Here is an 11,362-nt window from a genome sequence, read left to right as displayed (position 1 = left end):
CTCCTCAGGCCGCGCCCACTACCCAGTACCTGACCGCCATAAACAGCAGCAGGGCCAGCGTGGAGGCCACCCACATCAGTCGTATCGTTCGGGAAATGTCATCGATGGCGATAGCGCGTCGGGCATCGCCGATCCACGGCTTCTCCACGCGCTGACCAAAATAGTCGTTTGGGCCGCCGAGCCGCACGCCCAGCGCCCCGGCGACGGCGGCTTCCGCCCACGCGCAGTTCGGGCTACTGTGGTTGTAACGGTCACGCCAGCCGATGCGCAGCGCGCGCGGGCCGTCGTAGCGGCAAAGAAATGCGGCGACGCTAATTAGCAGCCAGCTCAAGCGAGCAGGAATAAAATTGGCGACATCATCGAGGCGGGCGCTGACCATACCGATAGCGCGGTACTTTTCATGTTTGTAGCCCACCATCGAATCGAGGGTGTTGACGGCTTTGTAGGCCATGGCCAGCGGCGCGCCGCCGAGCAGCAGGAAAAACAGCGGCGCGATAATGCCATCAACGGTGTTTTCCGCCACCGTCTCCACGACCGCACGGTTAATCTGCTCCGGCTGGAGCTGTGAGGTATCGCGACCGACAATCCACGAGAGCTTAATTCGGCTTTCGGCCAGATCGTCGGCACGTAGCGGACGCTCGACGTCCTGCGCGGAACGGGCCAGGCAGCGCCCGGCCAGCACGGTGAAAATCATCCATACCTCAACGCCCCAGCCCAACCACGGGTGAATCAACGTCGCCAGATGCAGTACGCCCCAGGCAATGCCGTAGGTCAGCCCGACCACCGCCAGACACATCACGCCGCCGCCGATACGCAGGGCGCGATCGCTGTGACAAGTACGGCGCACGACGCGCTGAACGAAATGAATCAGGTTGCCTATCCAGCGCACGGGATGCGGCCAGCTCTGCGGATCGCCGATAAGAAAGTCGAGCAGCCATGCACAGCACCAGGCAAGGAGCGTCATAGAGCGCTCCTTGCGGCGGCGAACCAGTGATTCAGCATGGCTGGATGCTGGACGAAGTGAACGTGAAGATAGCTGGCAAACGTGTTGCCAAGCTGCCAGCCGCCCTGCCATTGCTGAAGCACGACGCCATCGCGAGTTTTCCGGCACGCCATCGCCGCAGGAAGGCGGGCGGTGAAGTCAGAGTAGTGGAACTCGTGGCCGCGCAGCACTTCGCCGGGCGCGGCGAGCAGCGTTTGCTGCTCGGCCTGCGCTTCACAGTAACCAAAGCGGGTGAGACGTTTGCCCATTTTGCTGTCGCCGGGGAGAATGTTAGCCATGGCGTGCACCTCGCCCTGCGCATCTTCCAGCGTGCTGCCGAGATACATCAGGCCGCCGCATTCGGCGTAAATCGCCACGCCGCGCTCATGCGCCGCCCGCAGCTGGGCCAGCATCGGCGCGTTGGCGGCAAGCGCTCGGGCGTGCAGTTCCGGGTAGCCGCCACCGAGCCAGATCATCTGGCAGTCGGGAAGTACCGCGTCATGCAATGGGCTAAAGCGGATAAGGGTCACGCCCGCGCGTTCCAGCAGTGCGAGGTTATCCGGGTAGTAGAAATTGAACGCTTCATCATCCGCGACCGCGAGGGTTAGTCCCTCGCCGCTGGCCGCCATCGGTGGCAACTCGCCCGGCGGTAACGTGTTCAATACGCTCAGATCCAGCAGACGATCGACATCCAGCGTCCGTTCCAGCGTTGCGGCGAAATCCTGCCATGGCTGGCTATCGATGAGCAATTCTCGGGCGGTGACCAGGCCAAGGTGACGTTCCGGCAGCGATACGCCCTGCGCACACGGCACGTAGCCGAGCACCGGCAGGTCGCAGTAGCGCTCAATGGCGTTTTTCAGCAGTTGGAAGTGGCTATCGCTGTTGACGCGGTTGACGATAACGCCCGCGATATTCAGGCTCGGGTCGAAGTGCTGGAAGCCCATCACCGTGGCGGCAATGGAGGTCGAGACCGCTTTGCCGTCCACCAGCAGGATGACCGGGCAGCCCAGCTGTTTCGCCATCGCCGCGCTGCTGCAATAGTTGGGGTCGGTACCGTAACCATCGTAGAGGCCCATCACGCCTTCAATGACGGCAATATCGGCCTGCTGCATCTGTTCGCCGAACAGCGCGTTGAGCGTAGAAGGGGGGAGCATAAAGCCGTCGAGATTGCGGGACGCGACGCCACACAGCGCGGTGTGCCAGCCGGTGTCGAGATAGTCCGGGCCGACCTTGTAGGGCTGAACGCGCAGGCCACGCTGCTGAAGCAACGTTAGCAAGCCGAGCGTCACCGTGGTTTTACCACAGCCGCTGCCGGTGCCTGCGAGGATAAATGCGTGCTGCCTGGCTGCCATACCCTGACCCTATTCAGGGTGGTTCTCGGGTATAGCCGTGCGCACGCCCAGTCCGAAGACTGTGCGACTCAAAGCAACCCACTTCCCACCGAAGTTGTTGTGAATGGCCAACAGGCAGGTCTTCTGGCTTAGCGTCATCCTCACCCGTCCTTCCCGATCCAGCGATCAGTGGTTTCTACGGGGTCGTCAGCATTACAGCAGCGGGGGCTGCGAGGGATTTACACCCTCTTCCCTGGCACATACTATGCCAAACCTGTTGGTTGCAGATTTATGCCGGCACATCGGCCCGCACAAAATAAAAAGCAGGTTACTCTAGCGCCGCGAAAGAAGGATTTCGTTGCGCTATGACAATACCGGCATATTTATTTACGGTAGTTATATTTCGTTTGGCAAGGCAAGGAAAATCATGAGCGTGGCGCGCTGTCCCGCCTCCGGTGGGGAACTGATTCAGGGCTGGATTCTCGGCAGCGAAAAGCTCGTCTCCTGCCCAATAGACTGGTATAGCACCGTGGAAGTGCGCGAGGGCGTGCCGCTCGTCAATGAGCGACCGCTGGCGCGGGCGATGGTTAATACGCTGCTGGCGCGCTGGGGCTATCCGCCGACGCTGAGCCAGACGCTGCGCATTGAGATTGACTCGACCATTCCCGTGGCGAAAGGGATGGCCAGCAGCACCGCTGATATTGCCGCCACTGCCGTCGCCACCGCGCATCATTTGGGACATTCACTCAGTGAATCTGAACTGGCAACGCTGTGCGTATCGCTGGAGCCGACGGACAGCACCCTGTTTCATGCGCTAACGCTTTTCGATCATCACCACGCACAAACCCAGATTGCCTGCGCCCCCGCCCCCCATTTTGATCTGCTGGTGCTGGAGAACCCGGTTCAGCTTCGCACCGCCGACTATCACCGTCTGCCGCGACGCCCGGCGCTGGAGGCCAACGCCGGGGTGCTGCAACAGGCATGGGATAAGGTACAAACCGCCTGCACGGGCAATAACCCCAGCCAACTCGGCGAAGCGGCGACGCTCAGCGCTATCGCGAGCCAGGCACTGCTGCCGAAGCCGGGTTTTACGGCGCTGCTTTCACTTGTGGAACGGTGTGGCCTCTACGGCCTGACGGTGGCGCACAGCGGCAGCGTGGTCGGGCTGATGCTCGACCGTCGCTATCACGATGTGGATTATCTGCACTGGGCACTGGCACAGCGCGACCTGGCGGCGCACTGGCCGCAGCGGCATCTGCTCGCGTCAGTGAATGGCGGGGTTCAGGCCAGCACCTGACGCAGCGCCGTCAATAGCCGCTGGTTTTCTTCGCGGCTGCGAATCGCCACGCGGAAGTAGCGCCCGTCCAGCCCCGGATAGTTGGCGCAGCTGCGAATCAGAATCTGTTTTTCTAGCAGCGCGTACTGTAGCTCAACTTCCGGGCGTTCGCAGCGCAGGAAAAGGTAGTTCGCCCGCCCCGGATACACCTTCAGCCCCTCAATCTCGCCCAGCGCCCGGTAAAAATGCGCTCCCTCTTCAGCCAGCCAGCAGTGGGTAGCCCGCTGATAGTCGACATCAGTGAGAATGACCTCTGCGGCCAGCGCGGCAAAAGCATTGATTGACCACGGCATCTGCCGCTGACGCAGCCTGGCGACCGCTCGTTCATCGCTGTTCAGCAAATAGCCCAGCCGCAGGCCGGGAATGGCATAGAATTTGGTGAGCGATCGCAGCACCCAAACGTGCGGATACTGCGCCAGCCGTGGGATAAAGCCTGCTTCATCGGGAATAAAATCGAGAAAGGCTTCGTCGAGGACCAGCGCGATTTCCAGCGCGCGACAGCGCTCGGCGATTGCCGCCAGCAGCGCGTCATCCGGCAGCAGGCCGGTCGGGTTATTGGGCGTGCAAAGAAACAGGCAGTCCAGCCCGGCGGTCAGCGCCGGGAGAATACGGTCAGTCAGCTGCCAGTTGTCCTCTTCACGCAGGAAAAAGGTCTCGATGGCGCAATCAACGGTTTCCAGCGCCCGACGATATTCGGCGAACCCGGGCGCAACCACCATCGCCCGGCGCGGACACAGCCCCTGAACGAGGGTAAAGATGGATTCGGTTTCGCCGTTGCCCGCCAGGATCCACGTCGGCGGAACGTTATGGTACGCCGCCAGCGCCTGATGCAGCTGCTGATACTCGACGTCAGGGTAACGTTCGGCGCAGCTAAGCTGGGCGACAATCGCCCGTTTTAAGCTGTCAGGCATCCCCAGCGGGTTGATGTTGGCGCTGAAATCCAGCAGTTGGTCGGCGGAAATCCCCATCAGCGCCGCCGCTTCACGGATATTGCCGCCGTGAGCGCTTCTCAGACGCGACACGCCCGGTTACCCGCGCCGCGCCAGCGTTGCGCCGTCGGCGAAGTAAGCCTTAATGCCGGCGAGGATCGACTCGGCCACTTCCTGCTGGAACTTCGCGGTTTTCAGCTTACGCTCTTCTTCAACGTTACTGATAAACGCCGTTTCGACGAGGATAGACGGAATATCCGGCGCTTTCAGCACCGCAAACCCGGCCTGCTCGACCTGATTTTTATGCAGGTTGTTAATCTGCCCCATCTTCTTGAGCACCGCTTTCCCAAATTTCAGGCTGTCGGCGATGGTCAGCGATTGCACCATATCGAACATGGTGTGGTCGACGTAGCGGTCGCCACTTTTGCTGACGCCACCGATCAAGTCCGAGGCGTTCTGAGTCTGCGCGAGGTATTTCGCCGCCGTACTGGTGGCTCCTTTGGTGGAAAGCGCAAACACCGATGAGCCGCTCGGCTGACGGCTGGTAAAGGCATCCGCGTGAATAGAAACAAACAGGTCGGCGCGCTGTTTCTGGGCTTTGGCCACCCGCACCTTCAGCGGAATAAAGATATCTTCGTTGCGCGTCATGTAGGCCTTCATGTTGCCTTCTTTCTCAATCAGCGCGCGCAGGCGGCGGGCAATTTGCAGCACCACGTCTTTTTCCCGCGTCTTGTACAGCCCCACCGCGCCGGAGTCTTCGCCGCCGTGTCCGGGGTCAAGCATAATGACAATTGGCCGATCGCGACCGGCTTTCCCCGGCTGCGGCCCGCTCTGCGCCGGCGGCACCTGCTTTTCGAGACCGTCTTTGTTGTACTCTTCCAGCAGCGCCAGCAGCGGGTCCTGCACATCGTTCGCGTTAGCGGGGTAGAGATCCATCACCAGACGTTCTTTAAAGTTGGCAACCGGCGCCAGGGCAAACAGCTGCGGTTTGACGTCCTGCTTCAGCTCAAACACCATGCGCACGGTCTGCGGGTCGAACTGGCCGACACGCGCGGATTTAATAAACGGATCGTCACCGCGAATCTGCGCCGCCATCCCTTTCAGCACCGAGTTGAGGTTCACCCCTTCAAGATCAACCACCAGGCGGTCGGGATTGCTCAACGCAAACTGCCGATACTTGAGCACGCGGTTGGACTCCACCGTAACGCGCGTGTAGCTGGACGCAGGCCAGATGCGGACGGCCACCACCTGACTGACGGCAGCGAAACCAACCTGACTGACACTTAGCAACCACATGGCGCCCGCCCCTTTTAACAGGCGACGACGACTCAAAGACTGACTTCCTGACATGCTCTATCCCAGGCAAAAAAAGACGATTTCAAATTAAGCAAAATATGATTGACCGAAAACTTTAACCAAAGGCGAATAAACTGTCATCTATAAAAGGGTAAACATTCGTTGGTTAAGCGAAATTTAGCGGAGATTTTTCCCATGTTTAGGCAAATTCCGGCTTGCGTTTAGCGCAAAAACAGAATAAAAATACAATTATTACGAATAATCATGCATTGAGGGTTGTGCCGTGGTGAAGGAACGTAGAACCGAACTGGTCGAGGGGTTTCGTCATTCAGTCCCCTATATTAACGCTCATCGGGGCAAGACGTTTGTCATCATGCTTGGCGGCGAAGCCATTGAGCATGAGAACTTTTCAAGCATTGTCAATGATATAGGGCTGCTGCATAGTCTGGGCATCCGCCTGGTGCTGGTCTACGGCGCGCGTCCGCAAATCGACGCCAATCTGGCCGAACATCAACATCAGCCAACCTATCATAAACACATTCGTGTCACCGATAGCAAAACCCTTGAACTGGTTAAACAGGCGGCGGGCCAGCTGCAGTTGGATATCACCGCGCGTCTGTCGATGAGCCTGAACAATACGCCGCTTCAGGGCGCACACATCAATGTGGTCAGCGGTAACTTTATCATCGCCCAGCCGCTGGGCGTGGATGACGGTATCGACTACTGCCACAGCGGGCGCATTCGTCGTATTGATGAAGAGGCGATCCACCGCCAGCTCGACAGCGGCGCTATTGTGCTGATGGGGCCGGTTGCCGTCTCCGTTACCGGCGAAAGTTTTAACCTGACTTCAGAAGAAATTGCCACTCAGTTGGCGATTAAGCTGAAGGCCGAGAAGATGATTGGCTTCTGCTCGTCGCAGGGCGTTTACAACGAGGCCGGTGAAATCGTTCCTGAACTGTTCCCTAACGAAGCGCAGGCGCGCATCGAAGAGCTGGAGCAGGAAGGCGACTACCTTTCCGGTACCGCTCGCTTCCTGCGCGGCGCGGTGAAAGCCTGCCGCAGCGGCGTGCGTCGCAGCCACCTAATCAGCTATCAGGAAGACGGCGCGCTGTTGCAGGAATTGTTCTCACGCGACGGTATTGGTACGCAAATCGTGATGGAGAGCGCCGAGCAGATCCGCCGCGCCACCATTAACGATATTGGCGGTATTCTCGACCTGATTGCGCCGCTGGAGCAGCAGGGGATTCTGGTGCGTCGCTCACGCGAGCAGCTGGAGATGGAGATCGACAAGTTCACGATTATTCAACGTGATAACACCACCATCGCCTGTGCCGCGCTTTATCCGTTCCCGGAAGAGAAAATTGGCGAAATGGCCTGCGTGGCGGTGCATCCGGACTATCGCAGCTCTTCGCGCGGCGAAGTGCTCCTTGAGCGCATTACCGCGCAGGCGAAGCAAATGGGGCTGAATCATCTGTTTGTGCTGACCACCCGCAGTATTCACTGGTTCCAGGAACGTGGGTTTAAGCCGGTTGATGTCGAGCTGCTGCCGGAGAGTAAAAAGCAGCTTTATAACTATCAGCGTCGTTCGAAGGTGCTGATGGCGGATTTGGTCTAGGTCCCCTCGCCCCTTTGGGGAGAGGGTTAGGGTGAGGGGAATGCCTGCACGGAGCCCCCAACCCTCACCCTTTGAAGAAAGAGGGAGCACATTGTGCCCCCTTTACGCACTATGCCATCTCCGCAAATATCGCCGACAGCCCGCTGCGCCGTTCAATACGTGTGGCAATCGCCGCGGCCAGCAGATTTTCATCGGCATACATCGACAGACGTGACTTCGCGCGAGTAATCGCGGTGTAGACCAGCTCGCGGCTGACCACCGGCACCAGCTGCGTCGGCAGTACCAGCGCGGCGTGAGTAAACTCGGAACCCTGCGATTTATGCACCGTCATCGCCCATGCGGTATCGTGATCCGGCAGGCGGCTTGGCTGCACCGATTTGATCGTCCCGTCCGGCATCGGGAACCAGACGCGCATCCCCTGCCCACGATCTAACGCCACGCCGATATCACCGTTAAACAGCCCCAGCGCGCTGTCGTTACGGCTAATCATCACCGGACGACCTTCGTACCAGCGCGAGTGGCGCTGCGGCTGAATCAGACGATGACGCGCCAACAGCTGTTCGAACTGCGTATTCAGCCCGCCGACGCCCCACGGCCCTTCCCGCAGCGCGCACAACAGTTGATATTCACCGAACGCCGCCAGCACCTCTGCAGGCTCGGCCTGCGCGCGTAAAAGCTGTAAATAATGACTATAGCCCATCCGCGCATCGTCGAGCATGGCGGCATAATCGTCCGTTGTGCGCAGCGGTTTGAGTTCGATATCGTTAAAGCCGCGGGCGAAGATCTCGCCAACGGCCTGTTTATCGCCCCGGTTTACCGCTCCCGCCAGTTGCCCAATCCCCGAGTCGCTGCCAAAACGGTAGCTGGTACGCAGCAGGCAGAGGCTGTCGCGCAGCGCCCCCGCCGTTTGCCCTTTACCCGCCGGGAGATCGCTCCCTACCAGGCGGCTTAACTGGGCCGCGCGTTCAGGCGTATAGCCAGCGTTCACCCAGCTACAGATATCCCCCAGTACCGCGCCCGCCTCGACCGACGCCAGCTGATCGCGGTCACCGAGGAAAATGACTCGCCCGTGCGGCGGCAGCGCGTCAATCAGCCGTGCCATCATCGGCAGGTCGATCATTGAAGCCTCGTCGACCACCAGCACATCAAGGTGCAGCGGGTTACCCGCGTGGTAGCGCATCTTCTGGCTGCCGGGTTGCGCCCCCAGTAGGCGGTGCAGCGTGCTGGCCTCGTTCGGCAGCATCGCTTTATGCGCGTCGCTTAGCGTCAGTTTACGCAGCGCTGCGCCCAAAGATTCGGTAAGGCGCGCGGCCGCTTTCCCCGTCGGGGCCGCCAGACGAATACGAAGTTTTTCAGCATTCGCCATCTGTACCAGCGCCGCCAACAGTTTGGCGACGGTGGTGGTTTTCCCGGTGCCTGGGCCGCCGGAGATCACCGAAATACGCCGCGTCAGCGCAACGGCTGCGGCCACTTTCTGCCAGTCGACGTTGTCACTGGCGGGGAACAGCGCGTTTAGCGTCTGCTGGAGCTGTGCTTCGTCCACCGCCAGCGGTGCCTGGGTGTCGCTAAAGAAACGCGCCACCGTCAGCTCGTTATGCCACATTCGGTTGAGGTACAGCCGGTCACGGCTCAGTATCAGCGGCGACGGGCGTTCACCGGCACTCACGGCCTTAGAAGCCAGCAACAACGCAGCCCAGTCTTCTGGCGCGTCGGCATCGGTGAACAGTTGCTGCCAGAATTCACGCGCGCGCCCTTTCGCCTGCATCGTCGCACTCAGGTGCGACAGAGGCAGGCACACGTGCCCTTCGCCGGTATCGCGGCTGAGCATCGCCGCCGCCAGCATCACCGCCGGGTGCTCGTCGTGCGCGACCATCAGCGCAAACTGTACGTCCAGCGGGCGCAGCAGGCGCTGCTCAATGGCATCCAGCAAACGTTGTTCGAGACTCATGCGTCCATCTCCTCGCCTTCTCCGGCAAACAGTGCATCCATGGCCGCAATGAGCGCGGGGTCTGGCCGGGTAGTGAATATCCCTTGCTGCCCCGCGTCGCGGTCAACGCCGCGCAGGAACAGGTAAATCACGCCGCCGAAGTGGCGTTGATAGTCATAATCGGCAATGCGATGGCGCAGATAGCGGTGTAGCGCCAGGCTATAGAGCTGATACTGCAAGTCATAGCGGTGCGACTGCATCGCTTCGGCCATCGCCTGTTGGGTGTAGGCCTCGCCGCCCTCCCCCAGCCAGTTGGACTTGTAGTCCAGCAGGTAGTAGCGCCCGTCGTGGCGGAAAACAAGGTCGATAAAGCCTTTCAGCATACCGCGTACCTGGCGGAAATCGAGCGTAGGGCAGCCTGCCGAAAGCGGATCGTAGCGGCGGGTTAAGGCATCCAGCGCCAGCGGGTCGAGCGGCCGGTTAATAGGCAGATAAAACTCCATTTCCACCTGTTTTTGCTGTGCGCTCAACTGATTAAGCGCAATACCGGTTTCCGCCAGCGGCGCCGCCAGCACCTGGGAAATCCAGGCGGTCAGCACCGGCTCCCACTCTTCGCCAAAGCCGTTGCTTTGCAGCTTTTCCAGCATCCACTCGGATGAAACCGGCTGGGTAAAGTCGAGGTCTTCAAACAGGCTGTGCAGGAAGGTACCCGGCGATGCGCCACGCGGAAAGTTGTGCGGCGTCAGGGTTAGCTCCGGCAGCGTTTCCGCCGCGCCGACGGCGTCGATATCCAGGCGCGGCAGTAGATCCTGCGCCACGCTGTGGCCGCGTTGTTGCAGGCCGGAGTAGCTGGTGACCCGCCAGTCGTCCACGATGCGACGCAGCACCTGACGCGCCGCCAGTTCAGGCATTTGTGCCTGAGTGGCCTGCCAACGCGCGTCGTCGGGCGATGTCGCCAGCGTCAGCGCAATGTGCTCATTGCAGAGCGCACGCAGACAGGCTTCCAGACCCGCGGCGTCGAGTACCTCGCCTTTCTGCATCAGCCTTCCCGGCGCGCTGTGATGGAGTTCGGTATCGGTGGGTTTGTCGCTGCGCCGTGCGGTGAGCGGTGCCAGCCCCAGACTACAGTGCCACACGGCGCGGGTTAGGGCGACGTACAGCAGGCGCAGATCTTCCGCCAGACGCTCGGCTTCGGCCAGCTCCAGGCTTTCATCGCTTTCGTGAAGATCCAGCACCGCCGCGAAGGATTCCCGATCGTGATAGAACGCCTGCTTCTCTCTACGGAAACGGGCGATAAACGGCAGCCAGACCAGCGGATATTCCAGCCCTTTCGACTTGTGAATAGTGACTATCTGCACCAGGTGTTTGTCGCTCTCCAGACGCATTTGCTGGCTGGAAGCGTTGGTATCCGGCTCGGCGATTTGCTGGTTCAGCCAGCGTACCAGCGCGTGCTCGCTCTCCAGCCCGGTGGCCGCTTCTTGTAGCAGCTCGCTAAGGTGCAGAATATCGGTTAAGCGCCGCTCGCCGCCGTGCGTGGCGAGCAGGTTTTCCGCGAGGGAACGTGCGTTCATCAGGGCACGAATCATCGGCATCACACCGCGGCGTTGCCAGATAAGCCGGTAATCGCTGAACTCTTCCACCAGCGCATCCCAGGCGTGTTCATCCTGATTCAGCCGTTCAATGTCCCGCGCGTTCAGGCCAAACATCGCCGTCGCCAGCGCGCTGCGCAGGGTATTTTCCCGCTCCGGCGTCAGCACCGCCTGTAGCAGCCACAGCAATTCCTGCGCTTCCGGGGTTTCGAATACGCTGTCGCGGTTGGAAAGATAAACCGACGGAATAGCCAGCGCATTCAGCGCATCGCGAATCAACGAGGCTTCCTGGCGGTTACGCACCAGCACGGTAATGTCTGATGCCTGCACCGGACGCGCGCTGCCGCCGCGCCACAG

General features: G+C 60.4%; 8 protein-coding genes and 1 riboswitch. Of the genes, 2 read left to right on the top strand and 6 right to left on the bottom strand.

All coding sequences use genetic code 11. From position 1 onward, the window contains the following. Positions 1-4 precede the first annotated feature (4 nt). Together cbiB and M989_RS05150 are read right to left on the bottom strand one after the other, a co-directional pair. Positions 5-964 carry an adenosylcobinamide-phosphate synthase CbiB gene (gene cbiB / locus M989_RS05155; RefSeq protein WP_064543012.1) on the bottom strand — a complete coding sequence of 320 codons (960 nt, stop codon included), beginning with the start codon at positions 962-964 and terminating at the stop codon, positions 5-7. After that, positions 961-2,334: a cobyrinic acid a,c-diamide synthase CobB gene (locus tag M989_RS05150; RefSeq protein WP_064543010.1), complete on the bottom strand. Its 1,374-nt coding sequence runs from the start codon at positions 2,332-2,334 to the stop codon at positions 961-963. Before M989_RS05150 ends, cbiB begins: the two co-directional genes overlap by 4 nt. A 96-nt stretch (positions 2,335-2,430) precedes the next feature. Continuing rightward, a riboswitch (cobalamin riboswitch) is annotated at positions 2,431-2,606 on the bottom strand. 134 nt (positions 2,607-2,740) lie between these two features. On the opposite strand from M989_RS05150, the gene M989_RS05145 reads away from it, so the two are divergent. Next, positions 2,741-3,610 carry a GHMP family kinase ATP-binding protein gene (locus tag M989_RS05145; RefSeq protein WP_064543008.1) on the top strand — a complete coding sequence of 290 codons (870 nt, stop codon included), beginning with the start codon at positions 2,741-2,743 and terminating at the stop codon, positions 3,608-3,610. On the opposite strand, the gene cobD is transcribed toward M989_RS05145, so the two are convergent. Beyond that, entirely contained in the window at positions 3,595-4,671 is a 1,077-nt protein-coding gene (gene cobD / locus M989_RS05140; RefSeq protein ID WP_064543006.1) for a threonine-phosphate decarboxylase CobD, read from the bottom strand. The two genes, M989_RS05145 and cobD, sit on opposite strands and share 16 nt — an antisense overlap. 6 nt (positions 4,672-4,677) lie before the next feature. After that, positions 4,678-5,928, bottom strand: a complete 1,251-nt coding sequence (gene amiC, locus M989_RS05135) for an N-acetylmuramoyl-L-alanine amidase AmiC (protein ID WP_064543004.1) — start codon at positions 5,926-5,928, stop codon at positions 4,678-4,680. A gap of 229 nt (positions 5,929-6,157) precedes the next feature. Here amiC and argA point away from each other — a divergent pair, with 229 nt between their 5' ends. After that, positions 6,158-7,489: an amino-acid N-acetyltransferase gene (gene argA / locus M989_RS05130; protein ID WP_064543002.1), complete on the top strand. Its 1,332-nt coding sequence runs from the start codon at positions 6,158-6,160 to the stop codon at positions 7,487-7,489. A gap of 109 nt (positions 7,490-7,598) precedes the next feature. Here argA and recD read toward each other — a convergent pair whose 3' ends face one another. Both recD and recB read right to left on the bottom strand, forming a co-directional pair. Then, positions 7,599-9,437, bottom strand: coding sequence for an exodeoxyribonuclease V subunit alpha (gene recD / locus M989_RS05125; RefSeq protein ID WP_064543000.1), 1,839 nt, complete (start codon positions 9,435-9,437; stop codon positions 7,599-7,601). Then, the coding region (gene recB, locus M989_RS05120; protein WP_064542998.1) for an exodeoxyribonuclease V subunit beta at positions 9,434-11,362 on the bottom strand (1,929 nt) is incomplete at its 5' end. The genes recD and recB, both read right to left, overlap by 4 nt.

Origin of the sequence: Kluyvera georgiana ATCC 51603, from assembly GCF_001654985.1 — a bacterium.
In the GTDB taxonomy this organism is placed as follows: Bacteria; Pseudomonadota; Gammaproteobacteria; order Enterobacterales; family Enterobacteriaceae; genus Kluyvera; species Kluyvera georgiana.
The sequence above is the reverse complement of the archived record's forward strand: the minus strand, read 5'-3'. Positions and strand labels throughout refer to the sequence as shown.

Coding starts and splice junctions, on each gene's coding strand:
- M989_RS05150 (WP_064543010.1), bottom strand. CDS start 2,334: ATGGCAGCCAGGCAGCACGCATTTATCCTCGCAGGCACCGGCAGCGGC.
- recD (WP_064543000.1), bottom strand. CDS start 9,437: ATGAGTCTCGAACAACGTTTGCTGGATGCCATTGAGCAGCGCCTGCTG.
- M989_RS05145 (WP_064543008.1), top strand. CDS start 2,741: ATGAGCGTGGCGCGCTGTCCCGCCTCCGGTGGGGAACTGATTCAGGGC.
- amiC (WP_064543004.1), bottom strand. CDS start 5,928: ATGTCAGGAAGTCAGTCTTTGAGTCGTCGTCGCCTGTTAAAAGGGGCG.
- cbiB (WP_064543012.1), bottom strand. CDS start 964: ATGACGCTCCTTGCCTGGTGCTGTGCATGGCTGCTCGACTTTCTTATC.